This window comes from Niveispirillum sp. FG148 (genome assembly GCF_057809655.1).
Genome location: NZ_JBMDKJ010000047.1, coordinates 20,088 through 35,135 on the forward strand (window position 1 = coordinate 20,088; position 15,048 = coordinate 35,135).

A 15,048-nucleotide genomic window follows, 5' to 3' on the forward strand; every position below is an offset into this window, starting at 1 on the left:
ATACGTCACCGGGCCCCGAACAGGGCCGCAGCAGCGGCCGCAGCGCCCGACGTGATCGGCGACAGGAAGAAGATATAGACCGGGAAGACAAACAGCGCCGTGCCTGCCACCACAAAGCCGGCCGTCGGCGCCGGACGATCCAGCGGCTCCGTCACGTCATCGAAGTACATCGCCTTGATGACACGCAGATAATAGAAGCAGCTGATACCCGAGGCGATAACGCCGATGATCGACAGGCCATAGAGGCCCGACTGAATAGCCGGCAGGAACACCGACCACTTGCCGAAGAAGCCCGCCGCCGGCGGTACACCAGCCAGCGACCACATGAATACGGCCATGGCGAAGGCCATCAGCGGGTGCGTCTTGGACAGACCGGCCAGATCGGCGATCTCCTCCGCGGCGCGGCCATTCTGGCGCATGGACATGATGATGGCGAAGACGCCGACATTCATGGCCAGATAGATGGACATGTAGATCAACACGCCCCGCACGCCTTCAGCCGTACCAGCCGACAGGCCCAGCAACGCGTAGCCGATGTGACCAATGGAGCTGTAGGCCATCAGTCGCTTCATGTTCTTCTGCTGGATAGCGCCCAGGGCACCAACCAGCATGGAAGCGCCGGCGCAGAATTCGATCACCTGTTGCCACTGCCCAGCCAGGTCGCCGAACGGACCGACCAGGACGCGGATGAACAGGGTGATGGCAGCCACCTTCGGCGCCACGGCGAAGAAGCCGGTGACCGAGGTGGGCGCGCCTTCATACACGTCCGGGGTCCACATGTGGAACGGAACGGCCGAAATCTTGAACGCCAGACCAGAGGCCACGAAGACCATGCCGACGATGACACCCAGCGACGGCGCCCCTTCGGCCCCGGTCAGAACCGCGGCCAGCTTGTCGAAGCTGGTCGTCCCGGCAAAGCCGTAGACCAGCGACGAACCATAGAGCAGCAGGCCGGACGACAGGGCACCCAGCACAAAGTATTTCAGGCCGGCTTCCGTCGACTTGGCCACGTCACGCTTGAAGGAAGCGATGACATAGAGGGCAAGCGATTGCAGCTCCAACCCGACATAGAGCGAAATCAGGTCATTGGCCGACACCATGGCCAGCATGCCGACCGTCGCCAGGACGATCAGCACCGGATATTCGAACCGGGCCACCCGCTCCTTCTCCAGGTAATTGATGGAGAGGATGATGGACAGGGCCGACGCCGTCAGGATCAACAGTTTGGCGAAGGCGCCAAAACCATCGGCCACGAACAGACCATTGAAGGTGACGTTGCGCCCTTCCGGCCCCTGGAGGACCAGAAAGCCGGTGGCAATCAGCGATGCGACAGACAGCCAGGATACCGTGCGCAGCGAACCGTCGCCCCGGAAGACACCGATAAGCAACAGGGCCATGCTGGCAACGGCCAGGAAGATCTCAGGCAGGGCCGGGATCAGATCGGGATAGGTTGCCATGGCTCAGTTCTCGCTCGCCGGATGGGTCGCCGGGGTTTCGCTGGGCGCCTGTTCGGGCGCCGCCGCCGGGGTCGCCGCTGCGGTCTCGGCCTTCGTCTCGATCAGGCCGGCAGACTTCAGCGACGCCTCGTGATCCGCCAGGATCTTCGCAACGGTCGGGTTATAGACATTCTGGAAGCTGGCCGGATAGACGCCCATGATGATGACGATCGCGACCAGCGGGGCGAAGAAGGTGACTTCCTTCCAGTTCAGGTCCTGCATCGCCTTCACTTCCGGCTTTTCCAGCTTGCCAAAGAACAGCTTGCGGTACAGCAGAAGCATGTAGGCGGCACCCAGGACCAGACCGGTGGCGGACAGGAAGCCGACCCAGGTATTGACCTCGAACACGGCCAGCATCGTCAGGAATTCACCGATGAAGCCGGAAGTGCCCGGAAGACCCACCGACGCGAACATGAAAATGGCGAACACCACCGCATAGCGCGGCATGTTCTTGGCCATGCCGCCATAGGCGGCCATTTCGCGGGTGTGCAGGCGGTTATAGGCAACGCCGATACAGAGGAAGAGTGCGGCCGACACGAAAGTGTGGCTCAGCATCTGGAACATGGCGCCGTCCAGACCCTGCTGGTTGGCGGCGAAGATGCCCATGGACACGTAACCCATATGGGCCACGGAGCTGTAGGCGATCATCTTCTTCATGTCAGTCTGCGCCAGCGCCACCAGCGAGGTGTAGATGATGGCGGCAACCGACATCACGAACACCAGGTCCTGGAAGTAGAAGCTGGCTTCCGGCAGCATCTGGATATTGGCGCGGATCAGACCATAGCCACCCATCTTCAGCATCACACCGGCCAGCATGACAGAGCCGGCGGTCGGCGCCTCCACATGGGCGAAGGGCAACCAGGTGTGCGCGGGCCAGATCGGGGTCTTGACCGCAAACGCGATGAAGAACGCCAGCCACAGCCAGATCTGCATGTTACCGGCGAACGGGTAGTCCACCATCACCCGCATATCCATCGTCCCGGCCGTCAGATACATGGCCAGGATGGCCAGCAGCATCAGCACCGAACCGACAAAGGTGTAGATGAAGAACTTGTAGGAGGCGTAGACGCGGTTCGGTCCACCCCAGATACCGATCATCAGGAACATCGGCAGCAGCACCCCCTCGAAGAAGAGGTAGAACAGCACGAAGTCCAGCGCCGTGAACATGCCGACCAGCATGGTCTCAAGGACCAGCAGCGCGATCATGAATTCCTTGACGCGCTTTTCGACAGCGTCCCAGGACGCCAAAACGCAGATCGGGGTCAGCAGGGTCGAGGCCAGCACAAACCAGATGGAAATGCCGTCGATGCCCTTAAGATAGGCGATCTTGTAAGCCGGCAGCCACTGCACCTCTTCGACCAGCTGAAAGCCGGGATTGGAGGGGTCGAAGCCGGTCAGGATGAACAGCGAAACCAGAAAGGTGATGATCGACGTCCACAGCGCCACGCTCTTGGCGTTGCGCGCGACATTCTGCTCCTCCCCACGGATGAGCAGGATGAACAGCGCGCCGACAAGGGGCAGGAACGTCGTCAGCGAAAGGATCGGCACATCGGCCATTTCGAAAGACTCCCTACCTCAACGCACCAGGAAGAACCAGCCGGCCAATGCGACCACGCCGATCACCATCACGAAAGCATAGTGGTACACGTAACCGGACTGCAGGCGGCTGGTCACCACCGACAGGCCACGCGTCACCGTGGCGGCGCCATCGGGGCCAAAGCCATCGATCACACCGATATCAACGCCCTTCCACAGGCCGAAGCCAAGCTTCATGGCCGGGCGAACAAACAGGGCATTATACAGTTCGTCGAACATGTACTTGCGGAACACCAGGGCATGGATCGCCTTGAACATGCCGACAAACGTGCCCGGAAGGCTGGGAACGAACATGTAGAAGACATAGGCCAGCGCGATACCGGAAACACCCGCAACCAGCGGCGCATGCGGCACCCAGCCCGGAACATGGTGGGCAGCATCGATGATCGTGCCGTGCTCACCCGCCAGCATCGCGATGCTGTCACCCCAGAAATGATGGAGGTCGTGGCCGACGAACCAGGGATAGGCGACGTAACCTGCGAACAGCGCACCGACGGCAAGCACGAACAGCGGGATCAGCATGACGGCCGGGCTTTCATGCACATGGGCCATCACCTTCTCAGACGCGCGCGGCTTGCCATGGAAGGTCATGATCAGCAGGCGCCAGGAGTAGAAGGCCGTCATGAAGGCGGCAGCGATGCCCATCCAGAAGGCGAAGGACCCGGCAGCCGAATGCTTGGCATAGGCCACTTCCAGGATCATGTCCTTGGAGAAGTAACCGGCGAAGAACGGAATACCGGCCAGAGCGAGGTTACCGATCCACATCATCACATAGGTGGCCGGGATCAGCTTCCAGATGCCGCCCATGTTGCGCATGTCCTGTTCATCCGACATGGCGTGGATGACCGAACCGGCACCCAGGAACAGCAGTGCCTTGAAGAAGGCATGCGTCATCAGGTGGAAGATGGCGGCCGGATAGGCGCCGACGCCGATGGCGAAGAACATATAGCCCAGCTGGCTCATCGTCGAATAGGCGATGACGCGCTTGATGTCGAACTGGGTCAGGCCGATCGTGGCGGCCACGAAGGCCGTCAGGGCACCCAGGATGGTCACCACCTCCAGCGCGGCCGGGGCATATTCGAATACCGGGCTCATGCGCGACAGCATGAAGACGCCGGCGGTCACCATGGTGGCCGCGTGGATCAGGGCCGACACCGGGGTCGGGCCTTCCATGGCGTCCGGCAGCCAGGTGTGCAGGCCCAACTGGGCCGACTTGCCCATGGCGCCCACAAACAGCAGCAGGCAGGCGCAGGTCAGCGCATGCACCTGGAAGCCCAGGAAGTTGAATGTGTCGTTGGCCTTGGCAGCCGCCTGACTGAAGATGCCGTCGAATTCCACCGTGCCGAAGATGACGAACACGGCCATGATGCCCAGCGCGAAGCCGAAATCGCCCACGCGGTTGACCAGGAAGGCCTTCATCGACGCGTCGTTGGCACTCTTCTTCTCGTACCAGAAATTGATCAGCAGATAGGAGGCGACACCCACCCCTTCCCAACCGAAGAACATCTGCAACAGATTATCGGCCGTCACCAGCATCAGCATCATGAAGGTGAACAGCGACAGATAGGCCATGAAGCGCGACCGGTGCGGATCGTGGCTCATGTACCCGACCGAATAGACATGCACCATGGAAGAGACGCCGTTCACCACGACCAGCATGACGGCCGTCAGCGTGTCGATGCGCAGCGCCCACGACACTTCGAAGGTGCCGCTGTTGATCCAGGTGAACAGTTCCACCGTGCGCGCAGCCTCGTGCCCGCCGAACCCGATCTGCACGAACAGGATCACGGACAGGACGGCCGCCGTCAGCACGCCAAGGCAGGTGACGATCTGGGAACCCCGGTCAGTGATGATCCGGCCGAAGAACCCGGCGATGAAGGCGCCCAGCAGGGGCAGGAAGATGGCAGCGATTTCCATGATGCCCGCCTCAACCCTTCATCATGTTGATGTCTTCAACCGCGATCGTGCCGCGGTTGCGGAAATAGACCACCAGGATCGCCAGACCGATGGCGGCTTCCGCCGCGGCCACGGTCAGGATGAACATGGTGAAGATCTGACCCACCAGGTCGTTCAGATAGACGGAGAAGGACACCAGATTGATGTTGACCGCGAGAAGGATCATCTCGATCGACATCAGAATGACGATGACATTCTTCCGGTTCAGGAAAATCCCGAACACGCCGATGGTGAAAAGGATGGCCGACAGCGTCAGATAATGTGCCAGGCCGATTTCGCCGATTGCCATGTTAGACGCCCCCCCGCGTCGGGACCTTGCGCACCTGCACGACCTCGCTCCGCTTGCGGTCAAGCTGCTGCCCGATCTGCTGGCGACGGACACCGGGGCGCGACCGCAGGGTCAGCACAATGGCGCCAATCATCGCGACCAGCAGGATCAGGCCGGAGACCTGGAAGGCATACACATAGTCGGTATAGAGGATGTGTCCGATCGCCTCGGTATTGGTGACCTGATCCAGCGGCGGGATCGGGGCATTGTCCGCCTTGCCGCCGACCGGTCCGGCGCCCAGCTGCGTGACGGCCAGGAACACCATTTCCACCACCAGGATGGCACCGATCACCAGCCCCACCGGCAGATACTGCATGAAGCCCTGCCGCAGTTCCTGGAAATTGATGTCCAGCATCATCACCACGAACAGGAACAGCACCGCCACCGCGCCGACATAGACAATGACCAGGATCATGGCCACGAATTCAGCGCCGATCAGCACGAACAGGCCGGCGGCGTTGAAGAAGGCGAGGATCAGGAACAGAACCGAGTGCACGGGATTCTTGGCCGTGATCACCCGCACGGCAGAAGCCAGCAGGATGATGGCGAACGCATAGAATGCGACAGCGGTCAGTGTCATGTTACGCCGCCTCCGGCGCTGTGGTCATCGGGTACTGGGTCACGGAGGATACTCCGGGCGAAGGACGGGAGATGGCCGGGGACCCGGCCATCGTCGATTGCATCAACGGTAGGGCGCGTCAGCGGCCAGATTGGCCGCGATCTGCGCTTCCCAACGGTCACCGTTCGCAAGCAGCTTTTCCTTGTTATAGTAAAGCTCCTCACGGGTTTCCGTGGCGAATTCCAGGTTCGGCCCCTCGACAATGGCATCGACCGGGCAGGCCTCCTGGCACAGACCGCAATAGATGCACTTGGTCATGTCGATGTCGTAGCGCGTGGTCCGGCGGCTGCCATCCTCACGCGGTTCGGCCTCGATGGTGATGGCCAGAGCCGGGCAGATCGCCTCACACAGCTTGCAGGCGATGCAGCGTTCTTCGCCATTGGCGTAACGACGCAGCGCATGTTCGCCGCGGAAACGCGGGCTGGTCGGCCCACGCTCAAACGGATAGTTCAGGGTCACGCGCGGACGGAACATGTAGCTGAATGTCAGCGCCAGTCCCTTCACGAGCTCCACCAAGAACAGGCCGCGCGCGGTACGGTCGAGCAGGGCCATGGTTCACCTCCATCATCGGACGGACCGGGGCCCGCCCTTAAGCATCATCGGACGGTGGGGTTGAAACTTGCCCCACCCCTCACAAAATCATTTCGGCAGCAGGTCGAAATAGACGAGCACACCGGCGGTCAGCACCACCCAGATCAGGGAGAAAGGCAGGAACACCTTCCAACCCAGACGCATCAGCTGGTCATAACGGTAACGCGGCAGCGTCGCACGCACCCAGATGAAGCAGAACAACACGAAGCAGATCTTTGCGATGAACCACAGCGGCCCCGGGATCCAGTTCAACGGCGCAATATCCAGCGGCGGCAGCCAGCCACCCAGGAACAGCACCGAGGTCATGGCGCTCATCAGGATCATGTTGATATATTCGCCCAGGAAGAACAGGGCGAAGGTCATCGACGAATATTCGACGTTGAAACCGCCCGACAGTTCGGACTCACCTTCCGGCAAGTCGAAGGGCGCGCGGTTTGTCTCGGCCAGGGCCGAGATGAAGAAAATGATGAACATCGGGAACAGCGGGATGCAGAACCAGACGGTCTTCTGCGCCTCGATGATCTTCGACAGGTTAAGCGAACCGACGCACAGCAGGACGGTGATGATGACGAGGCCGATCGAGACCTCGTACGACACCATCTGCGCCGCAGCACGCAGGCCACCCAGGAAGGCGTATTTGGAGTTGGACGCCCAGCCGGCCATGATGATGCCGTAGACACCCAGCGAGGAGATGGCGAACAGGTACAGCACGCCGACATTAATGTCAGCCAGCACCAGACCCGGCCCGAAGGGGATCACGGCCCAGGCAACCAGCGCCAGCAGGAAGGTCAGCATCGGCGCGGCGACGAAGACGACCCGGTTGGCGCCGCTGGGGATCACCGTTTCCTTGGCCAGCAGCTTCAGGCCGTCGGCAAAGGGCTGCAGCAGACCGAAGGGACCGACGATGTTCGGACCCTGGCGGAGCTGCATGGCCGCCATCACCTTGCGCTCGAAATAGGTCAGCATGGCCATGCCGATCAGCAGCGGCACCGCGATCACAACGATCGAAGCGACGATGCGCACAATCAGCGGCAGTTCAGCCCACAATTCCCACATCGTCACTTACTCCGCCGCGGCGGCCGCCAGGGCCGGCTTCACAAACGCTTCCGTGCATTCGGCCATGGTCTGCGACGCACGGCTGATGGGATCTGTCATGTAGAAATTCACCACCGGCGAGACGAAATGCCCGTCACCCACCAGACCCGCACCGCCAAAGGCGCTCCAGGTACCGGCGACCAGACGGTCATTGGTGGCGAAAACCGGGTTCACCTGCGCCATGCGTTGACGAACCTGGGCCAGCGTGTCGTACGGCAGGGCATTGCCCAGTTCACCCGACAGGGCACGCACGATCTTCCAGTCCTCGCGCGCCTCACCCAGCGGGAAGGCCGCCAGCCGGGCCTGCTGCACGCGGCCTTCGGTATTGACGTAGGTGGCGTTCTTTTCCGTGTAGGCGGCACCCGGCAGGATGACGTCGGCGCGATGGGCGCCGCGATCGCCATGGTGACCCTGATAGATTACGAAGGCCTTGCCCAGCTTGGCCGTATCGATCTCATCGGCACCCAGCAGATAGACCGCCTCGATCGCACCGGACTGCGCACCGGCCAGGATACCAGCCAGATCGCGACCGCCCTGCCCCGGCAGGAAGCCGGCATCCAGCGCGCCAACGCGGCCGGCCGCCAGCTGCAGCACGTTGTAGCCGTTCCAATCGTCGCGCACGGCGCCGACAGCTTCCGCCAGCGTGCGGGTCGCCGTCTGGATGGCCGGGCCATCGCCACGGGCCAGGGCACCGGCACCGACGATGATCAGCGGGTTCTTGGCAGCCTTCAGCACCTCAACGAACGGATGCGTGCCGGCGGCCAGTTCCTTCAGGATGCTGCCGGAATTGCCCAGCCACTCCGTCGGGTAGGTCAGGTCGATATTCTGACCGATGACCGCCACCTTCTTCAGCTTGCCGGTCAGATAGGTCTTGCGGATGCGGCTATTGACCAGCGGCGCTTCCCAGCGCGGGTTGGTGCCGATCAGCAAGACGAGATCGGCATTCTCGATGCCAGCAATGCCGCTGTTGAAGATATAGCCGGCGCGGTTCGATGTATCGAACGAGCCACCATCCTGGCGGCAATCCAGGTTGGCCGACCCCAGGGCGGCCATCAGATCCTTCAGCGCAACCACGCTTTCGACATCGACCAGATCACCAGCGATGGCGGCGATCTTGTCACCCGACAGACCCGACAGCTTCGCCTTGATGGCGGCAAACGCCTCGGCCCAGGTGGCGGGCTTCAGCTTGCCATCGGCGCCACGGACGTAGGGCTTGTCCAGACGCTGGCGCTTCAGGCCGTCAATGGCATAGCGCGTCTTGTCGCTGATCCATTCCTCGTTGATATCTTCATTCAGGCGCGGCAGGACGCGCAGCACTTCGGCGCCGCGGGCATCGATGCGGATGTTGGAGCCGACGGCGTCCATCACATCAATGCTCTCGGTCTTGCGCAGTTCCCAGGGACGGGCGTTGAAGGCGTAGGGCTTGCTGGTCAGGGCACCCACGGGGCAGACATCGACCAGATTGCCCGACATTTCCGAATTCACACCGGCTTCCAGGGCCGGGGTGATTTCCAGATGCTCGCCACGGGCCAGACCGCCCAGGGCAGCGACGCCCGCAATCTCATCCACGAAGCGGATGCAGCGCGTGCACTGGATGCAACGGGTCATATAGGTCCGGATCAGCGGGCCCATATACTTGTCCGTGACGGAGCGCTTGTTCTCTTCGAACCGACCGCGGTCATAGCCATAGGAAACGGCCTGATCCTGCAGGTCGCACTCGCCACCCTGGTCGCAGATCGGGCAATCCAGCGGGTGGTTGATCAGCAGGAATTCCATTACGCCCTTGCGGGCCTTCTGCACGGCCGGGCTGTTGGTCTTCACGACCATGCCCTCGCCCACCGGCAGCGCGCAGCTGGCGGCCGGTTTGGGCATACGCTCCACCTCGACCAGACACATGCGGCAGTTGGCCGGCACGGACAGGCGCTCGTGATAGCAGAAGCGCGGCACTTCGATGCCGAGCTGCTCACAGGCCTGCAGCACCGAGGTACCGGGGGCGACTTCGATTTCGACGCCGTCGATGGTTAGCTTGGGCATGATATCCTCTCCGCCCCCGACTTACTCTGCCGCCACGCGGGCGCCACGGTCGGCGCGCGTGCGATATTCAAGGATGCGGCGTTCCACTTCCGGACGGAAATGGCGCATCAGACCCTGGATCGGCCAGGCGGCCGCATCACCCAGGGCGCAGATGGTGTGGCCTTCGATCTGCTTGGTGACATCCAGCAGCATGTCGATTTCCTCGACATGCGCCTGGCCCTTCACCAGACGTTCCATGACCCGCCACATCCAGCCCGTCCCCTCACGGCAAGGGGTGCACTGGCCGCAGCTTTCATGCATGTAGAACTTCGACAACCGCGCGATGGCCTTCACGATGTCGGTGGACTTGTCCATGACGATGACCGCAGCCGTGCCCAGGCCCGACCGGACCTCACGCAGGCTGTCGAAATCCATCAGGACCGTGTCGCAGATTTCCTTGGGCAGCAGCGGAACCGACGAACCACCGGGGATGATGGCCAGCAGATTGTCCCAACCGCCACGCACGCCGCCGCAATGCTTCTCGATCAGTTCCTTCAGCGGGATGCCCATCTCTTCTTCGACGGTCGCCGGCTGATTGACGTGACCGGAGATGCAGAACAGCTTGGTGCCGCTGTTCTTGGGACGGCCCAGATTGGCGAACCAGGAAGCCCCGCGACGCAGGATGGTCGGCACCACCGCGATGGATTCGACATTGTTCACCGTCGTCGGGCGGCTGTAGAGGCCGGCCATGGCAGGGAACGGGGGCTTGTTGCGGGGCTGGCCCTTCTTGCCCTCGATGCTTTCGATCAACGCCGTCTCTTCCCCGCAGATATAGGCGCCGGCGCCCAGATGCAGGTAGATGTCGTGATCGTAACCGGAGCCGCAGGCGTTCTTGCCGATCAGGCCCGAGGCATAGGCCTCATCGATGGCGCGCTGGACATTGGCGGCCTCGTAATAGAACTCACCACGGATATAGATGTAGGTCGCCGTCGCGCCGATGGCGAAACCGGCGATCAGGCAGCCTTCGATCAGCTTGTGCGGATCATGGCGCATGATCTCCCGGTCCTTGCAGGTACCGGGCTCGCCTTCGTCGGCATTCACGACCAGATAGACGGGGCCATTGCTGGTCTTGGGCATGAAGGACCACTTCATGCCCGTGGAGAAACCGGCGCCGCCGCGGCCGCGCAGGCCCGATTCCTTCACCAGATCAATGATCTTCTCACGGCCGAGATCCAGGATCTCCTTGGTGCCGGACCAGTCGCCACGGGCCTTGGCCCCTTCCAGGAAGGGGCTTTCGAAACCGTAGAGGTTGGTGAAGATGCGGTCTTCATCGCGAAGCATTGTTCACCCTCCCCTTCACGCCTGGCCAGCAGGCTTCACGCCCGCCTTGATGGCCGATTCTGTCAGCGTTGTCGGCCCGCCCGCGGGGCAGGCGCCGATGCGGCCGTTCTGCGGGCCGACGGTGGGCTTCTCACCCCGCGCCAGCGCATCCAGAACCTTTTCCGTCGTCTCCGCCGTCAGATCCTCATAGAAATCATCGCCGATCTGCATCATGGGCGCGTTCACACAGGCGCCAAGGCATTCCACCTCAATCACCGTGAACTGGCCGTCTTCCGTGGTCTGGCCTGCCTTGATCCCCAGCTTGGACTCACAGGCATGCAGCACCTCGTCCGACCCACGCAGCCAGCACGGCGTCGTGGTGCAGACCTGGACGAAATGCTTACCGACCGGCTTCAGATTGTACATCGTATAGAAGCTGGCCACTTCCAGCGCCCGGATGGGGGCGATGGACAGGTAATGCGCCACGTAATCAATGGCGACCTTGGGCAGCCAGCCGCCGCACTGGCGCTGGACCAGATCCAGCAGCGGCATTACCGCGCTCTGCTGCCGGCCTTCCGGATACTTGGCGATGATGCGCTTGGCCAGCTCGATATTCTCAGCCGTGAATTCGAAGCTGGTCGGCTCCGTCCCGGCGGGGCCATGGGAATGGGCGGCACTCATCGATCAATCTCTCCGAACACGATGTCCATGGAACCGATGATCGCCACGGCGTCGGCGAGCATGTGGCCCTTGGACATGAAATCCATCGCTTGCAGGTGCGAGAAGCCCGTGGGGCGGATCTTGCAGCGGTACGGGCGGTTCGTCCCGTCGGACACCAGATACACGCCCAGCTCGCCCTTCGGCGACTCCGTCGCCGTGTAGGTGTCGCCGGCGGGCACATGGTAGCCCTCCGTATAAAGCTTGAAATGGTGGATCAGGGATTCCATCGACCGCTTCATCTCGCCGCGGGTCGGCGGCGTAACCTTGCGGTCGTTGGCCTTTACCGGACCCGGCGTCTTCGACAGCTTGTCCAGCGCCTGACGGATGATGGAGATGGATTGCTTCATCTCCTCCATCCGCACCAGATAGCGGGCATAGCAGTCGCCGGTCAGGCCGACCGGGACATCGAAGTCGAATTCCTCGTAGCTGTCATAGGGCTGCGCCTTGCGCAGGTCCCAGGCCACGTTGGAACCGCGCAGCATGGGGCCGGTAAAGCCCCAGGCCAGCGCGTCCGCGGCATTGACCACACCGATATCAACCGTGCGCTGCTTGAACACGCGGTTCTCGGTCAGCAGCCCTTCCAGGTCCGCCAGGAACTTGGGGAAGGTCTCGGTATAGGCAAAGATGTCGTCCGCCAACCCGGCCGGCAGGTCCAGATTGACGCCGCCCGGACGGAAATAATTGGCGTGCAGGCGGGCACCCGACACCCGCTCATAGAACTCCATCAGCTTCTCACGCTCCTCGAAACCCCAGAGGGCGGGCGTGATGGCGCCGACGTCCAGCGCGAAGGTGGTGAGGTTCAGCAGATGGTTCAGCACGCGGGTGATTTCCGCGAACAGCACGCGGATATACTGGCCACGCTTGGGCGGGGTGATCCCCAGCAGCTTTTCGACGGCCAGCACCCAGGTGTGCTCCATCGACATCGGGGACACATAGTCCAGACGGTCGAAATAGGGCGTGGCCTGTGTGTAGGTCTTGTATTCGATCAGCTTTTCGGTACCGCGATGCAGCAGGCCGATATGCGGGTCGGCCCGCTCCACCACCTCGCCATCCATTTCCATCACCAGACGCAGCACGCCGTGGGCGGCCGGATGCTGGGGACCGAAATTCATGGTCAAGGGCTTGATCTGCACCTCCGCCGGGGTAGCGGGTGCGGTATTCAGGCTGATGCTGGTCTGGGTCGCGACGGTGGACGTAGCCATGTGCGGGGCCCCCTTAACGCTTGCCGGCGGCGGTCGGCGCCGCCAGCGGAATTACGGCCTTCTCATCACCCGGCAGCTGGATATCCGTCATGCCTTCCCACGGCGACAGGAAGTCGAAGCTGCGGAAATCCTGCGTCAGCTTCACCGGCTCGTACACGACACGCGCCTGCTCGGCGTCGTAGCGCAATTCGACAAAACCCGTCAGCGGGAAATCCTTGCGCAACGGATGCCCTTCAAAGCCGTAATCGGTGAGGATGCGGCGCAGGTCGGGATTGTCGGCAAAGAAAATGCCGTAGAGATCCCAGGCCTCCCGCTCGAACCAGCCGGCAACCGGATACAGGCTGACGATGGAAGCCACCGGCGTATCCTCGTCGGTACCGACCTTCACGCGGATACGATGGTTATGCTTCACCGACAGCAGATTGTAGACGACCTCGAACCGCTCAGCGCGGTCGGGATAATCCACGCCGGCGATATCGGCCAGCAGTTCGCAGCGGGTGGTCGAATCGTCGCGCAGGAACTGGATGCCCTTGAACAGCGCCTCGCGCGTCAGGGTCACGGCCAGTTCGCCATGGGCGATCTCGGTCTTCAGCACGGCAGCGCCCAGCGCGTTGCCGATATAATCACCGAGTTCCTTGAGGGCCTCGTCGCTCATCGTTCAAGCGTCCTCGTCCAAATACAGCGTCAGGCGCGGATCAGGCGGTTACCGCCCTTGATCTTCTTCTGCAATTGCAGAATGCCGTAAACCAGCGCCTCCGCCGTCGGTGGGCAACCGGGCACATAGATATCGACGGGCACGATGCGATCGCAGCCGCGCACCACCGAATAGGAATAGTGATAATAGCCACCACCATTGGCGCAGCTGCCCATCGAGATCACCCAGCGCGGCTCCGCCATCTGGTCATAGACCTTGCGCAGCGCCGGGGCCATCTTGTTGCACAGCGTGCCGGCAACGATCATCACGTCGGACTGGCGCGGGCTGGGACGCGGGATCACGCCGAAACGGTCCAGGTCGTAGCGCGCCATATAAGCGTGGATCATCTCCACGGCGCAGCAGGCCAGACCGAAAGTCATGGGCCACAGCGAACCGGTACGGGCCCAGTTCAGCAGGTCCTCATACTTGGCGACGATGAAGCCCTTGTCATTCAGCTCGGCCGTGACGGCGTTCAGATAGGCCTCTTGCGCCGCACCGGGCGGCAGAGGGCTCGTATTCGTGGTGATGAGGTTGCTGCTCATGGCTCTGTCGCTCCCAGGTTGGCCGGCGGGGATCACTCCCACTCCAGCGCACCCTTCTTCCACTCATAGATGAAGCCGATGGTCAGGATGCCCAGGAACACCATCATCGACCAGAAACCAAACATGCCGATATCGCCAAGGGCGACGGCCCACGGGAACAGGAAGGCCACTTCCAGGTCGAAGATGATGAACAGGATCGAGACCAGATAGAAGCGGACGTCGAACTTGCTGCGCGCGTCCTCGAACGCCTCGAAACCGCACTCGTACGCCGACAGCTTCTGGGCATCCGGCTTTTGTTTGCCGACCACCAGCGAGGCGGCGATCATGGCGCCGGCAATGACCGTGGCGATCGCCAGAAAAACCAGGATCGGCAGATACTGCAGCAGCAGCGGGTTGGACATCGGATCAGACATCGTCACACCGGTTCAGCCCGGTATCGCGCCACACAAAATCATCGGGCCGAAATCTCGGGCCGATGAGAGGACGCAACCGCGGGCGGTTCATGGACCAGGAAGGCTTCCGGGGGTACCCCGGGGCCCACGGGAATATAGGCCCCGTCCACACAGGAAGGAAAGCGAATTACGCCATTTCCAAGGCTGAGAACCATTCTCAACGCCATGGATTCACAGGGGGTTTCAGCCATTGGTGCATTGCGGCAAGGCTGCGTTGCATTGCGGAGATTACTCAATCGCACCAAGCGCATGGCGGGAAGCCAAACGCGAGAAACAGCATTCTCCGGGGTGGAGATGCCGTTGAAAATTCACAAATCCTGGTGGAGTTTTAAACTCACCGACTTTAGTCGGAATTCTTCGCAAAGGAAGAGTGGCGCGAGTGACGGGACTTGAACCCGCGGCCTCCGGCGTGACAGGCCGGCGC

The 15,048-nt window shown here is 62.0% G+C and carries 14 protein-coding genes; all 14 read right to left on the bottom strand.

What is annotated here, in order from left to right; genetic code table 11:
* Positions 1-5: 5 nt before the first annotated feature.
* The 14 genes from nuoN to ACODTW_RS27055 all read right to left on the bottom strand — a co-directional run bounded on the left by nuoN (position 6) and on the right by ACODTW_RS27055 (position 14,573).
* Entirely contained in the window at positions 6-1,457 is a 1,452-nt protein-coding gene (gene nuoN, locus ACODTW_RS26990) for an NADH-quinone oxidoreductase subunit NuoN (RefSeq protein WP_488949264.1), read from the bottom strand.
* A gap of 3 nt (positions 1,458-1,460) precedes the next feature.
* Positions 1,461-3,053, bottom strand: coding sequence for an NADH-quinone oxidoreductase subunit M (locus ACODTW_RS26995; RefSeq protein ID WP_488949265.1), 1,593 nt, complete (start codon positions 3,051-3,053; stop codon positions 1,461-1,463).
* A gap of 18 nt (positions 3,054-3,071) precedes the next feature.
* A complete protein-coding gene (gene nuoL / locus ACODTW_RS27000) occupies positions 3,072-5,009 on the bottom strand; it encodes an NADH-quinone oxidoreductase subunit L (protein ID WP_488949266.1) in 1,938 nt (645 codons plus the stop codon).
* Positions 5,010-5,019: 10 nt separating this feature from the next.
* Positions 5,020-5,337 carry an NADH-quinone oxidoreductase subunit NuoK gene (gene nuoK, locus ACODTW_RS27005; RefSeq protein WP_488949267.1) on the bottom strand — a complete coding sequence of 106 codons (318 nt, stop codon included), beginning with the start codon at positions 5,335-5,337 and terminating at the stop codon, positions 5,020-5,022.
* Position 5,338: 1 nt separating this feature from the next.
* Positions 5,339-5,956 carry an NADH-quinone oxidoreductase subunit J gene (locus tag ACODTW_RS27010; RefSeq protein WP_488949268.1) on the bottom strand — a complete coding sequence of 206 codons (618 nt, stop codon included), beginning with the start codon at positions 5,954-5,956 and terminating at the stop codon, positions 5,339-5,341.
* A 102-nt stretch (positions 5,957-6,058) separates the two neighbouring features.
* Positions 6,059-6,547 carry an NADH-quinone oxidoreductase subunit NuoI gene (nuoI, locus tag ACODTW_RS27015; protein WP_488949269.1) on the bottom strand — a complete coding sequence of 163 codons (489 nt, stop codon included), beginning with the start codon at positions 6,545-6,547 and terminating at the stop codon, positions 6,059-6,061.
* Between the two features lie 87 nt (positions 6,548-6,634).
* Positions 6,635-7,642, bottom strand: a complete 1,008-nt coding sequence (gene nuoH / locus ACODTW_RS27020) for an NADH-quinone oxidoreductase subunit NuoH (protein WP_488949270.1) — start codon at positions 7,640-7,642, stop codon at positions 6,635-6,637.
* Between the two features lie 6 nt (positions 7,643-7,648).
* Positions 7,649-9,715: an NADH-quinone oxidoreductase subunit NuoG gene (gene nuoG, locus ACODTW_RS27025; RefSeq protein WP_488949272.1), complete on the bottom strand. Its 2,067-nt coding sequence runs from the start codon at positions 9,713-9,715 to the stop codon at positions 7,649-7,651.
* A 21-nt stretch (positions 9,716-9,736) separates the two neighbouring features.
* Complete coding sequence (gene nuoF / locus ACODTW_RS27030) at positions 9,737-11,035, bottom strand: NADH-quinone oxidoreductase subunit NuoF (protein WP_488949273.1); 1,299 nt, start codon at positions 11,033-11,035, stop codon at positions 9,737-9,739.
* A gap of 15 nt (positions 11,036-11,050) precedes the next feature.
* Positions 11,051-11,695, bottom strand: coding sequence for an NADH-quinone oxidoreductase subunit NuoE (gene nuoE / locus ACODTW_RS27035; protein WP_488949275.1), 645 nt, complete (start codon positions 11,693-11,695; stop codon positions 11,051-11,053).
* On the bottom strand, positions 11,692-12,846 hold the full coding sequence (locus ACODTW_RS27040) for an NADH-quinone oxidoreductase subunit D (protein ID WP_488949279.1): 1,155 nt from the start codon (positions 12,844-12,846) through the stop codon (positions 11,692-11,694). Before ACODTW_RS27040 ends, nuoE begins: the two co-directional genes overlap by 4 nt.
* A 103-nt stretch (positions 12,847-12,949) precedes the next feature.
* On the bottom strand, positions 12,950-13,591 hold the full coding sequence (locus tag ACODTW_RS27045) for an NADH-quinone oxidoreductase subunit C (protein WP_488949276.1): 642 nt from the start codon (positions 13,589-13,591) through the stop codon (positions 12,950-12,952).
* Between the two features lie 29 nt (positions 13,592-13,620).
* The gene (locus ACODTW_RS27050) at positions 13,621-14,172 is read right to left on the bottom strand and encodes a NuoB/complex I 20 kDa subunit family protein (RefSeq protein WP_488949278.1); all 552 of its coding nucleotides are present in this window, start codon (positions 14,170-14,172) and stop codon (positions 13,621-13,623) included.
* Positions 14,173-14,204: 32 nt separating this feature from the next.
* On the bottom strand, positions 14,205-14,573 hold the full coding sequence (locus ACODTW_RS27055) for an NADH-quinone oxidoreductase subunit A (protein ID WP_488949280.1): 369 nt from the start codon (positions 14,571-14,573) through the stop codon (positions 14,205-14,207).
* Positions 14,574-15,048: the final 475 nt, after the last annotated feature.